The sequence below is a fragment of the Ensifer sp. R1-3 genome, assembly GCF_056739175.1.
This window is the reverse complement of sequence record NZ_CP096515.1, coordinates 151,800-166,997: the sequence shown is the minus strand read 5'-3', so window position 1 is coordinate 166,997 and position 15,198 is coordinate 151,800. Positions and strand designations below refer to the sequence as shown.

Sequence of the window (15,198 nt, the reverse complement as noted above, 5' to 3'; positions counted from 1 at the left end):
ACCGCCCCGTCCTGCTCTCCCTATTGCCGGACAAACTGTATCAATTCGCCCATGTCGTCAAACAGCACGTCGGGTTCGAGGCTGGCGAGCGTCCGCCGGTGGCGGTCGTTTCGTGCGTGGCTGCCCCCCGCGAAGGCGAAGACGCGCATGCCGGCGGACTTTGCCGCCTCGATGCCGGCCGGGCTGTCCTCGATGACGATGCAATCGGACGGGTGATAGCCCATCTCCGCGCTTGCATGCAGGAAAAGGTCGGGCGCCGGCTTGCCGCGCGCCACCATGCTAGCGCTGAAGATGTTCGGCTCGAAGAGATCGATGAGCCCCGTCACGGTCAGCGAGAGGCGGATGCGCTCCGGCTGGCTCGACGAAGCCACGCAATGGGCGGTGCCCAGGCCTTCCACCGCCTCGCGTATGCGGGCGATCGGCCTCAGTTCCTCGCGAAACCGTGCATAGAGCCGGGTCCGCATGCCTTCGAGAAATACCTCGTCGGTCGCAAGTCCGTGTTCTTCGTGCAGGATCGTCGACATGGTCTTCAAGCTGCGGCCGAGGAAGCGCTCGCTCGCCTCCTCCGCCGTCATCGAAACGCCGGCAGCCGCGAGCGCGTCGACGAGGACCCCGAGCGAAATCGGTTCGCTGTCCACCAATACGCCGTCACAATCGAAAATCACCAGCCTGGAGGCGTGCCCCACCATCGTCATTCCCCGAGGTTTCCGTCCAGATAAAGCTGGAGCGTGGCACGCGTACCCTTTTCCCAAAGCACTTTCAACGCGTGAGCGAAACGGCGGCGGAAGAGATCGGATTGCGCGACATCGCCGAAGATGTCGGAAAGCGCAAGGAACGCCATTGGATCGTCCTTCGCTGCAACCGCGGCGGCATGCAGCCGGTCGGCGTTGGCGTCGTTGAAAACGATCTCCTTGCCGCTGTCCGACTTGCCGGCGAAATAGCGGCACCACAGCGCCGAAACGAGCGACAACCCGACGACGTCTTCGCCGCGGCGCAGGCGGTCGGCCGTCGACGGCAGGATGAATTTCGGCTGTCGGTTGGAGCCGTCCTGCGCCAGCCGCGCGACCGTGTCGCCGATCTTCGGATTGGAGAAACGCGTCTCGATGAGCTTGTAATAATCCTTCAGATCCGTGTCCGGAACGGGCGGTATCACCGGGATGATCTCGTCGTGCTCCAGCTTTGACAGGAAGGCGCGGATCAACGGCTCCTCCATCGCCTCATGAACGAAATGGATGTCGAGCAGTGCCGCCGGATAGGCGATCGCCGCATGGCCGCCGTTGAGGATACGGATCTTCATGTGCTCGTAGGGCGCCACGTCGGGCACGAACTGAACGCCCACCTCTTCCAGCGCCGGGCGGCCTTGCGGGAAGCGGTCTTCCAGCACCCATTGCTTGAATTCCTCGCAAAAGACCGGCCAGGCATCGTCGATTCCGTATTGCGAGGCGACGATGCCGATCTCGCGGGCACCGGTCGCCGGCGTGATGCGATCGACCATGCCGTTCGGAAAGGCGACATTGGCATCGATCCAGTCCGCAAAGCCTGGATCGGAAAGGCGCGCCAGACCGGAAACGGCAGCGTGGGTGACCTCCCCGTTTCCAGGAATATTGTCGCAGGACATGATCGTGAACGGCGGAATACCCTTGGCGCGGCGTTCGGCGAGCCCTGCCAGGATGAGGCCGAAGACGGTTTTTGGAGCCGCCGGATCGCGCGCATCCTCGACGATCGCCGGATGCGCCGGGTCGAAGACACCGGATGCCGAATCGATGAAATAGCCGCCTTCGGTGATCGTCAGGGAGACGATGCGGATGAGCGGGCTCGCGAGCTGCGCTACGATCGCGGGCGTGTCGCCAGGCTCGAGATAGGCGATCATGGCGCCCGTGACATGCGCGCCCGTGCGGTTGTTGTCCTGCTCGACCACCGTCGTCAGGAAATCCTGCGCTTCGAGCTTGTCGCGCATGACCTTGTCCGATGGCAGGACACCCGCGCCGATGATCGCCCAATCGCGATCGCGTCCCAGGTTGAAAAGGTCATCGAGATAGACCGCCTGATGCGCGCGGTGGAAATTGCCGACGCCGAAGTGCACGATGCCGGCCCGAAGGTCATGCCGGCCGTAGTTCGGGACGCCGGCCGTGGCTTTGACCGCGTCGAGCGTGGCAAGGGAGAGTTTGGTCGCCATCCTTTCAATCCTTTCGCGAACGAGCCTCAGCTCATCCAGTTGCCGCCATCGACGTTATAGGTCTGCGAGACGATGTAGTCGCTTTCCGCCGAGGCGAGGAAGATCGCCATGCCGGTGAGGTCCTCTGCGGTACCCATGCGCCCGAAGGGAACGGCCTCGCCCACCAAACGCTTCTTCTCGCCGCGCGGACGGTTCTCGTATCTGGCGAACAGCGCGTCGACGCCGTCCCAGTGCTCACCGTCGACGACGCCGGGAGCGATGGCGTTGACGTTGATGCGGTGCTTGATGAGATCGAGACCGGCCGACTGGGTGAGGCTGATGACTGCAGCCTTCGTGGCGCAATAGATCGCCACCAGAGCTTCCCCGCGCCTGCCCGCCTGGCTCGCCATGTTGATGATCTTGCCGCCCCTGCCCTGCGCGATCATCTGCCTGGCGGCCGCCTGCAACGTGAAGAGCGTGCCGGCGACATTGATCGCGAACAGTTTTTCGTAGCTCTCGCGGGTGATCTCGACGATCGGCGCCAGATCGAAGAGCGCGGCATTGTTGACGAGGATGTCTAGCCCGCCGGCATGTTCGACAGTCGCGGCGATCGCGGCGTCGATGGAGTCCTGCCGGGTCACATCCATTTGGACCGCATAGGCCGCGGGCCCGATCTCCGCCGCCGCCTGTCTCGCCCGCTCGATATCGATGTCGGCGATGGCGACCGTGGCGCCCTCGCGCACGTAGGCTTCGGCAAAAGCGCGGCCGATACCCCGCGCCGATCCGGTGATCAGCGCGCTCTTTCCTTCAAGACATTTCATCGAATTGCCAGTCCCTTTTCATCGAACCTGTGGAGGCGCTCAGTATCGGGCGTCAGGTAGACCTGGTCGCCGTGGGTCACCGCGAAGTCGCCGCCGACGCGCGCCGTCAAAGTACCGATACCGTCGGCGTTCACGTGCAGGAAGGTGTCCGAGCCGAGATGCTCGGCCACTCCCACCGTGCCCCGCCATGTGCCCTGATCTTTCGAGAGGGCAATATGCTCCGGGCGGATGCCGATCGTGTGGGCCTGATGGGCCGCGGCAGGCGCACCGGTGACGAAGTTCATCTTCGGCGACCCGATGAAACCGGCGACGAAGAGATTGTCCGGCCTGCGGTAGAGGTCGAGGGGCGAGCCCACCTGCTCGATGCGGCCGCGGTTGAGCACGACGATCTTGTCGGCCATGGTCATGGCCTCCACCTGGTCGTGCGTCACGTAGACCATCGTCGTCTTCAGTTGCTGGTGAAGCTGGCTGATCTCCAGTCGCATGTTGACCCGCAGCGCGGCGTCGAGGTTAGACAGCGGCTCGTCGAAAAGGAAGGCTTCCGGCTGGCGGACGATCGCCCGGCCGATCGCGACGCGCTGGCGCTGGCCGCCGGAAAGCTGGCGGGGCTTGCGGTCGAGATAGTCGGTGAGGTTCAGGACGCGCGCCGCGTCCTCGACCTTCTTGTCGATCGAGGCCTTGTCCTCACCCGCCATCTTCAGCGGAAAGGCGATGTTGGAGCGCACGCTCATATGCGGATAGAGCGCGTAGGACTGGAACACCATCGAAAGCCCGCGCCTTGCCGGCGGCAGCTCGGTGGCGTTCCGGCCGTCGATGACGATCTCGCCATCGCTGACGTCCTCCAGTCCGGCGATCAGCCTCAGAAGCGTGGACTTGCCGCAGCCCGAGGGGCCGACGAAGACGACAAACTCGCCGTCGGTGATATCGAGGTCTATCGAGGGGATGACGGCGTGGGCGCCGAAGACCTTCGATACGTTCTTGAGAGTGATGCTTCCCATGGTCTTACCCTTATTTGAACCGCGTCGGCCTTATTTGACTGCGCCGAAAGTGAGGCCGCGCACGAGCTGTTTTTGCGAGAACCAGCCGAGAATGAGGATGGGTGCGATCGCCATCGTGGAGGCCGCAGACAGCTTGGCGTAGAAGAGACCCTCCGGGCTCGAATAGGAGGCGATGAACGCGGTGAGCGGTGCGGCTTTCGCGGCGCTCAGATTCAAGGTCCAGAACGCTTCGTTCCAGGCGAGGATGATGTTGAGCAGCAGCGTCGAGGCGATGCCGGGTATCGCCATCGGCGTCAGCACATAGATGATTTCCTTGGAGAGCGAGGCGCCGTCCATGCGCGCCGCTTCGAGGATCTCGCCGGGGATCTCCTTGAAATAGGTGTAGAGCATCCAGATGATGATCGGCAGATTGATCAGCGTCAGCACGATCACGAGCCCTGTGCGCGTGTCGAGCAGTCCCCAGTTGCGGAATATCAGATACATCGGCACCAGCACGCCGACCGGCGGCATCATCTTGGTGGAGAGCATCCACATCAGCACATCCTTGGTGCGCTTCGTCGGCGAGAACGCCATCGCCCAGGCCGACGGGATCGCGATCAACAGGCCGAGCAGGGTCGAGCCGAAGGATACGACCACCGAATTCATGAAGTGCTTCAGGTAATCCGACCGGCTCTGCACCTCGGAATAGTTCTCGGTCGTCCAGTCGAAGAAGAGGAAGACCGGCGGAGAGGCGATCGCCTGGGCTTCCGTCTTGAAGCTCGTCAGGAAAGTCCAGAGGATCGGAAAGAAGATCAGGATTCCGATCGTCCAGGCCACCACGGTCGTGATGAGCTTGCGCCCGGTAGAGACGTTGCGTGCCATGGGTCTCAAGCCTCCAGCGTCTTGCCGATCATCCGCATCAGGAAGAATGCGACGATGTTGGCGAGGATGACCGCGATGATCCCGCCCGCCGAGGCGCCGCCCACATCGAACTGCAGAAGGGCTTGGGCGTAGACGAGGAATGTGAGATTCGTGCTCTGCGTACCCGGACCGCCATTGGTGGTGACGAGGATCTCGGCGAAGACCGACAGCAGGAAGATCGTCTGGATCAGGATGACCACCGTGATCGCCCGTGAGAGATGCGGCAGGACGAGATAGATGAAGCGGCTTACCGCGCCTGCGCCGTCCATCTGTGCGGCTTCCTTCTGCTCCTCGTCGAGCGACTGCAGCGCCGTCAGCAGGATGAGCGTGGCGAAAGGCAGCCATTGCCAAGCGACGATCAGAATGATCGAGAGAAGCGGCGCATTGGCAAGAAAATCGAAGGGCTGCAATCCGAGAAGCTTGGCAAGCCAGGCGAAAAGCCCGTTCACGGGATTCATGAACATGTTCTTCCAGACCAGCGCCGCCACAGTCGGCATGATGAGGAAGGGCGCGATCACCAGGATGCGCACGATCCCCTGCCCGAACATCGGCTGGTCGAGAAGAAGCGCCAGCCCGATGCCGCCGACCACGGTGATGAAGAGCACGCCGAGAACGATGGCGAGCGTGTTGAATATCGCCTGGAAGAAGGCCGGGTCGGTGAGGAAATAGGTGTAATTCGTAAGCCCCGCGAACTCCTCCATTCCCGGCATCAGCAGGTTGTAGCGCAGCAGCGAGAAATAGATCGTCATGGCCAGCGGCACGATCATCCAGGCCAGGAGCAGGAGCACCGAGGGCGCGATCATCAGTCGCGCGGCGGAGCGGGTGTGCAAGGTCGCCATGGCGTCCCCCGTGTGAAGTCGACGCGGTTCTTCAAAAACGGCAAGCGTATCGCCATCCGAACGCGCGCCATGAATTGGAAAAGTCAGAGCGGAACGCGGATCGAAGGCGGGTTTGCCCCTTTCCCCGTCCCGCTCTGGAGGTAGCCGGAGCGTTCACTGTTTCCAGCAGACGCTCCGGCTCCTTGGGAGCTCACTTGATGTAGCCGGCCTTGGTCATTTCGCGGGTCGACAGCTGCTGCGCGCTGGCAAGCGCCTGATCCACGCTCATCTGACCGGCCAGGGCCGCCGAGAACACCTGCCCGACCGCCGTGCCGAGGCCCTGGAATTCCGGGATCGCCACGAACTGGACGCCGACATAGGGCACCGGCTTCACCGCCGGGTTCTTGGGGTCGGCGGCATTGATCGAGTCCAGGGTCATCTTCGCGAAGGGCGCCGCCTTCTGGTACTCCGGGTTCTCATAGAGCGAGGTGCGGGTACCGGGAGGAACGTTCGCCCAGCCTTCCTTCTCGGCAACGAGCTTCAGATAATCCTTGCCCGTCGCCCAGGCGATGAACTTCTGCGCCGACTCGGCCTTCTGCGATCCTGCCGGAATGGCGAGGTTCCAGGCCCAGAGCCAGTTGCCGCGCTTGCCGAGGCCGGTGTCTGGAGCGAGCGCGAAACCGACCTTGTCGGCGACGGTCGACTCCTTCGGATTTGTCACGAAGGAGGCGGCGACGGTCGCGTCGATCCACATGCCGCACTTGCCGGTCTGGAACAGCGACAGGTTCTCGTTGAAGCCGTTGGACGAGGCGCCGGGCGGGCCTGCGTCATTCATCAGCTTGACGTAGAAGTCGAGTGCGTTCTTCCATTCCGGCTGATCGAACTGCGGCTTCCAGTTCTCGTCGAACCAGCGGGCGCCGAAGGCGTTTGCGGTGGCCGTCAGGAAAGCCATGTTCTCGCCCCAGCCGGCCTTTCCGCGCAGGCAGATACCGTAGATCTCGTTGCCCTTGTCGGTGATCTTGCGGGCCGCATCGGCGATGAAATCCCAGGTCGGCGCATCGGGCATGGTAAGCCCGGCCTTCTCGAACAGGTCCTTGCGGTACATGACCATCGAGCTCTCGCCGTAGAACGGTGCTGCATAGAGCTTGCCGTCGATGGTCAGGCCGCTGCGGATCGCCGGCAGAAGGTCGTCGACGTCGTATTCGGGACCGAGGTCGTCGAGCGGCAGGAGCCAGCCCTGCTTCGCCCAGATCGGCACCTCATAGGTGCCGATCGTCATGATGTCGTACTGACCGCCCTTGGTCGCGATGTCGGTCGTGACGCGCTGGCGTAGCACGTTTTCCTCGAGAGTGACCCACTCAAGCTGGATGTCCGGATTTTTCGACGTGAAATCGTCCGTCAGCTTCTGCATCCGGATCATGTCGCCGTTGTTCACGGTGGCAATGGTCAGGGTCTCCGCTTGGGCCAGACCCGCCAGAGCAACTGCCGAGCACGTGCCCAGCAGGAAAGTTCTCAAATTCATCGACTTCCTCCCAGAAGAAATTGAGCATTTGCCTTGCTCGTGAGCAATTACTCACCGATTGAGCTGAAATGTCAATCCGCATTTGTCGCCGCGATGCGCGGGAGCGGCTAAGAAGATGTTTTAGCTTCGCATTTTTTACGGGGATTTCGGGAGAAGCGCGTCGATGCCGCGGTCCCGCGACCGGCTGCGCGATCTAGACCCGGAGCAGATAGTCGGCCGTAGCCTCATCGGTGACGAGACCGTTGATGATCCTGCCCTTGAGTGCGGCGCGCAGCGCCTCGTGTTTGCGCCTGCCCTTGGCGATGCCGATGACCGACGCGCGGTCACGCGGCGGCAGCGGAACCGAGGCGACGCGCTCATTGATGCTGTCGGGCAGGAGCACGCCTTCGTGGTCGAACATCCAACCGCAGATCTCGCCGGCAGCGCCCGCCGCCATCAGCCGTGCCATTTCATCGCGCGCCAGGAACCCGTCTTCGCAAAGCGGCGCGTCGGGCCCAAGTTCGCCGACGCCCACGAAGGCAGCGTCCGCCTCGGCGCCGAGTTCCAGGGCGATCTGCACCAGGCTCTGCTTGTGCAGGACTTCCCGCTCTTCCGGCGAGGAGACGAGAACCGGCAAGGGCATGGGAAAATGCCGCGCCTTGATCGTGTCCGCCATGCTGAAGATGACGTTGTAATAGGCGGCCGACCCGTCGAGCCGGATATTGCCGGTGAGCGAAACGATACGGTGCTGCGGGCATTCCATCGATGGCAGCTGGTCGATGGTCGCCTTCAGCGTCCGGCCCGTGCCGATCGCCAGCACCACGGGCTCGGCCGATTTCAGCCAGCGCTCGATTTCCGCCGCCCCGGCCTCGGCGATGCCCACGGTGGTCGAATCGGAACCTGGATCGCTCGGGACGACGTCGACATGCTTGAGGTCGTATTTCTCCTTGAGACGCGCCGCCATTTCGAGGCAGGCGGCGATCGGATGGTCCAGGCGCACCTTGATCAGCCGCTCGGCCATGGCAAGCGACACGAGACGTTGCGCCGATTGCCGGGAAATTCCCATCACCGACGCAATCTCGTCCTGCGTCCGGCCGGCGACATAATAGAGCCAGCCTGCGCGGGCTGCGTCGTCCAGCCTGTTGCTGCTTTCCGCCTTGCGTGCCATCGACTGCTCCCTTCCCCTTGATTTGCTGCCACTATTTTCCATGCGCTGTCAAACGGGGGGAGATGTGCGCCGCACCTTGCCGCCGGCAAGGTCCGGTTTTCCAGGCTTTTACGCCGGTTTGGAAGGAAATTTTACCGTTTGATAAAAAAATAAAGCATGTTACCGTTCCCTCATCCTGAGAAAACATTGGGAGCCAAAAATGGGAACGACGCAATCTGGGATTCTCGGCGGGCGGCTGCCGCTTGCCGAGTACGAAGCCAATTTCTCCGACCTTCATCCGTCGCTCGACAGGCACGAGGCGCTGGTCGCCGCCGACCGCTGTTATTTCTGTCATGACGCTCCCTGCATGACCGCCTGTCCGACCTCCATCGACATCCCGCTCTTCATTCGCCAGATCGCGACGGGCAATCCGATCGGCTCGGCGAAGACGATCTTCGACCAGAACATACTGGGCGGCATGTGCGCCCGCGTCTGTCCCACCGAGACGCTCTGCGAAGAGGCCTGCGTACGCAACACGGCCGAGGAGCGGCCGGTCGAAATCGGCCGCCTGCAGCGCTACGCGACGGACATCGCCATGCGGGAGAACAAGCAATTCTATTCGCGCGCCGCTCGTTCCGGCCGCAGGGTCGCCGTCGTCGGCGCCGGGCCGGCGGGGCTCGCCTGCGCGCATCGGCTAGCCGTGAAAGGCCACGACGTGGTGATCTACGACGCGCGCGAAAAATCCGGCGGCCTCAACGAATACGGCATCGCCGCCTATAAGGCGGTCGACGACTTCGCCCAGAGAGAGGTGGAATACGTGCTTTCGGTCGGCGGCATCGAGGTCAGCCACGGCAAGGCGCTCGGCCGCGACTTCTCTCTTGCCGATCTGGCGGAAGAATTCGATGCCGTCTTTCTCGGCCTCGGTCTTGCAGGTGTCAATGCACTGCGGATCGAAGGCGAGAATGCCGAAGGCGTCGAGGACGCCGTCGACTTCATCGCCGCACTTCGCCAGTCGAAGACAAAGGCCGACATTCCGGTCGGCCGGCGCGTCGTGGTGCTCGGCGGCGGCATGACTGCGATCGACGCCGCCGTCCAGGCGAAGCTGCTCGGCGCCGAGGAAGTGACGATCTGCTATCGCCGCGGCAAGGAGCACATGAACGCCTCGGAATTCGAGCAGGACCTTGCGGCTTCCAAGGGCGTCACCATCCGCCACTGGCTGCAGCCGAAGCGCATCGCCGTCAAGGATGGCCGGGTCGCCGGCATCGAACTCGACTACACCACGCTTGAAAACGGGAAGCTGACAACGACCGGCGAGACCGGAATCATTGCCGCCGACCAGATCTTCAAGGCCATCGGCCAGGCCTTCGAGGCCTCCGGCCTCGGCGCCCTTCGCATGGAAAGCGGACGCATCGTCGTCGATTCGGAAGGACGCACCTCGCTGGAAAAGGTCTGGGCCGGCGGTGACTGCGTGCTCGGGGGCGAGGACCTCACCGTTTCGGCCGTCGCGATGGGACGCGATGCCGCCGGATCGATCGACCGGGCTTTCGCCGTGGCTCAGCCGCTGGCGAGCGCCGTTGCTTGAAAAGCAGAACAGGATCGAGAGGACGAGAACAATGGCTGATCTTCGCAACAATTTTGTCGGCATCAAATCCCCGAACCCGTTCTGGCTCGCCTCGGCGCCGCCGACGGACAAGGCCTACAACGTCGAGCGCGCCTTCAAGGCGGGCTGGGGCGGCGTCGTCTGGAAGACGCTCGGGGAAGAAGGACCGCCGGTGGTCAATGTCAACGGCCCGCGCTACGGCGCGATCTGGGGCGCCGACCGGCGGCTGCTGGGTTTCAACAATATCGAACTCATTACCGACCGCGATCTCTATGTGAACCTGCGCGAAATGAAGCAGGTGAAGATGAACTGGCCGGATCGAGCCCTGATCGCCTCGATCATGGTGCCTTGCGAGGAGAACGCCTGGAAGGCGATCCTGCCGCTGGTCGAGGAGACCGGCGCCGACGGCATCGAGCTCAATTTCGGCTGTCCGCACGGCATGTCCGAGCGCGGTATGGGCTCGGCGGTAGGCCAGGTGCCGGAATACATCGAAATGGTGGTGCGCTGGTGCAAGCAATACACGCGCATGCCTGTCATCACCAAGCTTACGCCGAACATCACCGACATCCGCAAGCCCGCCCGCGCTGCCAAGGCCGGCGGCACCGATGCGGTGTCGCTGATCAACACCATCAACTCCATCACCGGCGTCAACCTCGACACTTTCTCGCCGGAACCCTCGATCGACGGCCGCGGAAGCCATGGCGGTTATTGCGGCCCGGCCGTGAAGCCGATCGCGCTCAACATGGTGGCCGAGATCGCCCGTGATCCGGAGACCTACGGCCTGCCGATTTCGGGCATCGGCGGCGTGACCACCTGGCGGGATGCGGCCGAATTCATGGCGCTCGGCGCCGGCAACGTACAGGTCTGCACTGCCGCAATGACCTATGGCTTCAAGATCGTCCAGGAGATGATCACCGGCCTCTCCGACTGGATGGACGCCAAGGGCCATCGGACGCTCGACGACATCAGCGGCCGAGCCGTCCCGAACGTCACCGACTGGCAATATCTCAACCTCAACTATATCGCCAAGGCGAAGATCGATCAGGACGCCTGCATCAAATGCGGCCGCTGTCATATCGCCTGCGAGGACACTTCGCATCAGGCAATCACCCAATTCGTCAATGGAGTGCGCCATTTCGAGGTGATCGAGGAGGAATGCGTCGGCTGCAACCTCTGCGTCAATGTCTGTCCGGTGGAGAACTGCATCACCATGGAGCCGCTCGCGGCCGGCACACTCGACCGGCGCACCGGGAAACCGGTCGACCCGAACTACGCCAACTGGACGACCCATCCGAACAACCCGATGGCCCGCCAGGCCGCCGAGTGAAGGACGTACAAGCCAGACCGAAAGGCCGCCGGCATCGCCGGCGGCCTTTCGCGTTCCTATCGCGTCAAAACTCTATCACCACCTTGCCGAAGGGGCCGCGGTCAAGATGTGCGAGGGCCTCGGGGACCTCGGTGAACTTGTAACGCATGTCGATGACGGGCTTCAGTCCAAGGCGGTCGACGGCCCCGACCAGATCTTCGAGCGCTCTGCGGTGACCGACGCTGATACCCTGCACGACGGGAGACTTCAGGAGAAGCGGCCCGACCGGGCCTGAGACCTCGAAGCCCTCGAGCACGCCGATCACCGAGATGCGCCCGTCCGGCGCGACCGCTTTCAGGGACTGGCCGAGCCCGGCGCCGCCGGCGATCTCCAGAATGTGGTCGGCGCCACGGTCCCCGGTCAGCGCATAGACGCGCTCCACCCAGTCCTCCTCCAGGCGATTGATGCCGTGATCGGCACCGAGCGCGAAAGCCCGATCGAGCTTTTCGCGGCTGCTCGAGGTCACGATGACCTCGGCTCCGGTCGCCTTTGCGATCTGCAATCCGAACAGCGCAACGCCGCCGGTACCCTGCACGACGACACGGTCGCCCGCCCGCAAATGACCCTTCTCGACGAGAGCGAACCAGGCGGTCAGCCCCGCACAGGGCAAGGTACTCGCCTCCGCCGCGTCGAGGCTCTTCGGCGCTGCGACGAACCAGCCCTCAGGGAGAACCACATATTCCGACAGGACGCCCGGATGCGCGCCGCCGAGCGTCTCATAGGCAGGCGTCCTGCCGGTGCCGGGTCGTAAGCCGTCAAGCCATCCGGGGGCGAAGGTGGAGATCACGCGATCGCCCGGCCGGAAACGCGTCACGCTCTTGCCGACGGCCTCGACCACTCCGCTCACATCCGAGGCCGGCACGAAGGGAAAAGCGAGATCGAGCCCCATGCCGGTCTCGAGTACCAGTTTGTCGCGGTAGTTGAGCGATACGGCAAGCGTGCGCACGATCATATCGTGTTCGCCGGCCTCCGGCACCGGCCGTTCGGCAAGCTTGAGATCGTGGGGGCCCACCGTCTCGGTGCTCCATTCCTGCATCCATTTGGACATGCTCGTTCCTTTTCATCTGTTGCGGTAAGGCGAGCATACTGTTGAATATTCTTCTTCGGTTGCGATATGATTTCCCATCATTGGTTCCCCGGAGGACGCAATTCATGGAGCGCTTCAACGGCATTTCGGTTTTCGTGGAAGTTGCCGATGCCGGTGGCTTTTCCGCCGCCGCCGCCCGGCTCAATCTTTCGCGCTCGGCCGTGGGCAAGACGGTCTCCCGGCTCGAACGGCGGCTCGGCGTGCGCCTCTTCCATCGCACCACACGGACGCAGAGTCTCACCGAAGAAGGGCAGCTCTTCTACGAGAGCTGCCAAAAAGCGCTCGGCGAAATCAGAACGGCCGAAGACCTCCTCGAATCCGGGAGGCGGGAAATTCGCGGCCGCCTGCGCATCTCGATGCCGGTCCTCTTCGGCCGCCAATGCGTGGCGCCGCTGCTTCGCGACCTGTTGCGGTCGCATCCCCGTCTGGAGTTCGATCTCTCCTTCAATGACCGGGTCATCGACCTTCTCGACGAGGGCTTCGATCTGGCCATCCGCAACAGCCCCCTCGGCAACGGCTCAGGCCTGATGATGCGCACGGTGGCGGAACAGCGGATGACCGTCTGCGCCTCCCCTGCCTATCTCGAAGCGCACGGCATGCCGAGGACGGTGGCCGAACTCGCCGCACATGAAGGCATCGTCTACGCCCGCGGAGGCGAGCCGCTATCCTGGTCCTTTCCGGCCGACGGCAAGGCGGCGGAAATCGTGCTGCCGCAAACGCGGCTGAGGCTCGACGATCTCGCCGCAATCGCCGATGCGGCTGCCGCCGGCCACGGCCTTGCCTGGCTGCCTTGCTGGCTGGTGCGCGAGCGCGTGCAGAAAGGCGAACTTGTCCGTGTCCTCACCGACCGGCCGGGGCTGATCTTCAAGGCCCATGCAGTCTGGCCGCGAACGCAACACATGCTGCCGAAACTGCGGGTGGTGATCGACAAACTCGCCGCTGGATTGCCGCGCATCATGGAGTAGGACGGCATGGGAACATGCACTCCGCGCAACACCCGAAAAGCGAAACAGTTCGTTTAGAAAACGTAAGTTGCCGGCACCGATGATCTGGTAAATAAGGAGGACACCGAAGCGAGCCGCTCCAAGGCCGCCAGACCCAGGCAAGTTTGTTTGACGATTCTATCCGCCAGCACGCGCAAGAAGATGCACCTGATCTCAGGGGCCGTACTCGGCGTTTTCGTGCTCTTGCACTTCTCGAATCACGCGCTCGGGCTCGTCTCGATCGATGCGATGGAAACGGGCCGGCGGATATTCACCTCGGTTTGGCAGAGCATTCCCGGAACGGCCCTCCTCTACGGCGCGCTGCTGCTGCATTTCCTGATGGCGCTCGACAGCCTCTACCGGCGGCAAACGTTCCGCATGCCTGTCGGCGAAGCCCTGAAGATCATCTTCGGCCTGAGTCTGCCCTTTCTGCTCGTGCCTCACGTGGTCGCCGCCCGCGTGGAGCCGCTTCTTTCAGGTGTTTATCCCGACTACCCCGCGATCCTGCGCACCCTCTGGTCAAGCTCGTTCAACACCTCTCGTCAGTCGCTTGCGCTCATCGTCGTCTGGGGTCACGCCTGTCTTGGCGCCTGGTTCTGGATGCGCGGGCGCGCCTGGTTTCCGAAATACGAAACGCTGCTCTATACCGTCGCCCTGCTGGTGCCGATCTTCGCACTGCTCGGCTTCGTCAACGGCGCCCGTTCGCTGGAGCGCGACTACGCGGAACATGGCGGTTACGGCGACAGGGCCTATTCCAGCCAGGCACCTCGCGTCGACCCTAACCTTCTCGATAAGATCAGGCTGGCATTCTATGGCGGGTTCGCAAGCCTGATCGGCGGCACCCTCGTTCTGCGCGCCCTGCCGGCGCGCGGCCGTATTCGCATTCGTTATCCGGACGGCCGGGTCGCCGCCGTCAGCCTCGGCTTCAGCGTTCTGGAGGCCAGCCGGGCGGCCGGAATTCCTCATGTTTCCGTCTGCGGCGGGCGCGGGCGCTGTTCCACCTGTCGCGTGCGGATAACGCAGGGGCTCGAAGGCCAGCCGCCGCCGGAAGCTGCAGAACTCGCGACGCTGACCCGCATCGGCGCTCCCGAGAACGTACGCCTCGCCTGCCAGTTCCGACCCGTGCACAATGTGAGCGTCGTGCCCATCCTCGACACCGACAGCCTCGGGATCAAGACGCAGCTTGCCCGCCAGAACGCCGGCGGACGCGAGCGCCGTGTCGCCGTGCTCTTCTGCGACCTGCGTGATTTCACCCGCATCGCCGAGCACCGGCTGCCCTACGACACGGTCTTTCTGCTCAACCGCTATTTCGAAGTCGTCGGCGAAGCCGTCGAAGGTTCCGGTGGCGTCGTCGACAAGTTCATCGGCGACGGGGCGCTCGCGATCTTCGGACTGAAGACCCCTCTGCCGGAGGCCTGCCGCCAGGCACTTTCGGCCGCCGCCCGGTTGTCGCAGGGAATCCGGGCGCTGAACCAGACCTTCGAAGGGGAGCTCGAGCAGCCACTGAGGCTCGCCATCGGCCTCCACGCGGGCCCGGCGATCATCGGCGAAATGGGCTACGGCCAGGCAACCTCGCTCACGGTCGTCGGCGACACGATCAATACGGCGAGCCGGCTGGAAGGCCTCGCGAAGGAGCACGACGTCGAGCTTGCCGTTTCCGCCGAACTGGTCGAGCGCGCCGGCCTCAGCTTCGAAGGCCACAGACGGCTCGAAATCAGCCTGCGGGGCCGCAAGGCGACTCTGGAAACCTGGATCATCGGTGACGCGGCGCAGCTCTCGCTTTCGCTGCCGATGCAGGGTTGACCAGCCCCGATTTGCCCCT

The 15,198-nt window shown here is 63.5% G+C and carries 13 protein-coding genes; 4 read left to right on the top strand and 9 right to left on the bottom strand.

From position 1 onward, the window contains the following. Window positions 1-20 precede the first annotated feature (20 nt). The 8 genes from M1D43_RS00810 to M1D43_RS00775 all read right to left on the bottom strand — a co-directional run bounded on the left by M1D43_RS00810 (window position 21) and on the right by M1D43_RS00775 (window position 8,361). Window positions 21-695, bottom strand: coding sequence for an HAD family hydrolase (locus tag M1D43_RS00810; protein ID WP_003525568.1), 675 nt, complete (start codon window positions 693-695; stop codon window positions 21-23). Next, window positions 692-2,176 carry a mannitol dehydrogenase family protein gene (locus M1D43_RS00805; RefSeq protein ID WP_153313296.1) on the bottom strand — a complete coding sequence of 495 codons (1,485 nt, stop codon included), beginning with the start codon at window positions 2,174-2,176 and terminating at the stop codon, window positions 692-694. Before M1D43_RS00805 ends, M1D43_RS00810 begins: the two co-directional genes overlap by 4 nt. 26 nt (window positions 2,177-2,202) lie before the next feature. Further along, the gene (locus M1D43_RS00800) at window positions 2,203-2,976 is read right to left on the bottom strand and encodes an L-iditol 2-dehydrogenase (protein ID WP_153313295.1); all 774 of its coding nucleotides are present in this window, start codon (window positions 2,974-2,976) and stop codon (window positions 2,203-2,205) included. Next, window positions 2,973-3,974: an ABC transporter ATP-binding protein gene (locus tag M1D43_RS00795; protein WP_027990628.1), complete on the bottom strand. Its 1,002-nt coding sequence runs from the start codon at window positions 3,972-3,974 to the stop codon at window positions 2,973-2,975. The genes M1D43_RS00800 and M1D43_RS00795 overlap by 4 nt, the downstream gene beginning before the upstream one ends. Window positions 3,975-4,004: 30 nt before the next feature. Beyond that, on the bottom strand, window positions 4,005-4,835 hold the full coding sequence (locus M1D43_RS00790) for a carbohydrate ABC transporter permease (RefSeq protein ID WP_018095728.1): 831 nt from the start codon (window positions 4,833-4,835) through the stop codon (window positions 4,005-4,007). Between the two features lie 5 nt (window positions 4,836-4,840). Beyond that, window positions 4,841-5,713: a carbohydrate ABC transporter permease gene (locus M1D43_RS00785; protein ID WP_003525576.1), complete on the bottom strand. Its 873-nt coding sequence runs from the start codon at window positions 5,711-5,713 to the stop codon at window positions 4,841-4,843. Between the two features lie 190 nt (window positions 5,714-5,903). Beyond that, window positions 5,904-7,214 (bottom strand): ABC transporter substrate-binding protein, encoded by a 1,311-nt coding sequence (locus M1D43_RS00780; protein ID WP_003525578.1) that lies wholly within the window; start codon window positions 7,212-7,214, stop codon window positions 5,904-5,906. Between the two features lie 193 nt (window positions 7,215-7,407). Continuing rightward, window positions 7,408-8,361, bottom strand: a complete 954-nt coding sequence (locus M1D43_RS00775; protein WP_003525579.1) for a sugar-binding transcriptional regulator — start codon at window positions 8,359-8,361, stop codon at window positions 7,408-7,410. Between the two features lie 199 nt (window positions 8,362-8,560). On the opposite strand from M1D43_RS00775, the gene M1D43_RS00770 reads away from it, so the two are divergent. Both M1D43_RS00770 and preA read left to right on the top strand, forming a co-directional pair. After that, the gene (locus M1D43_RS00770) at window positions 8,561-9,922 is read left to right on the top strand and encodes an NAD(P)-dependent oxidoreductase (RefSeq protein ID WP_010969941.1); all 1,362 of its coding nucleotides are present in this window, start codon (window positions 8,561-8,563) and stop codon (window positions 9,920-9,922) included. Window positions 9,923-9,953: 31 nt separating this feature from the next. Then, entirely contained in the window at window positions 9,954-11,267 is a 1,314-nt protein-coding gene (gene preA, locus M1D43_RS00765) for an NAD-dependent dihydropyrimidine dehydrogenase subunit PreA (RefSeq protein ID WP_010969942.1), read from the top strand. Window positions 11,268-11,331: 64 nt separating this feature from the next. Here the strand turns inward: preA and M1D43_RS00760 are convergent, their stop codons facing one another. Beyond that, a complete protein-coding gene (locus M1D43_RS00760) occupies window positions 11,332-12,354 on the bottom strand; it encodes a zinc-dependent alcohol dehydrogenase family protein (protein WP_153312916.1) in 1,023 nt (340 codons plus the stop codon). A gap of 104 nt (window positions 12,355-12,458) precedes the next feature. Between M1D43_RS00760 and M1D43_RS00755 the strand changes: the two genes are divergently transcribed. Both M1D43_RS00755 and cyaC read left to right on the top strand, forming a co-directional pair. Beyond that, entirely contained in the window at window positions 12,459-13,358 is a 900-nt protein-coding gene (locus M1D43_RS00755) for a LysR substrate-binding domain-containing protein (protein ID WP_153312918.1), read from the top strand. Between the two features lie 147 nt (window positions 13,359-13,505). Further along, window positions 13,506-15,179, top strand: a complete 1,674-nt coding sequence (gene cyaC / locus M1D43_RS00750) for an adenylate cyclase CyaC (protein WP_153320496.1) — start codon at window positions 13,506-13,508, stop codon at window positions 15,177-15,179. Window positions 15,180-15,198 lie beyond the last annotated feature (19 nt).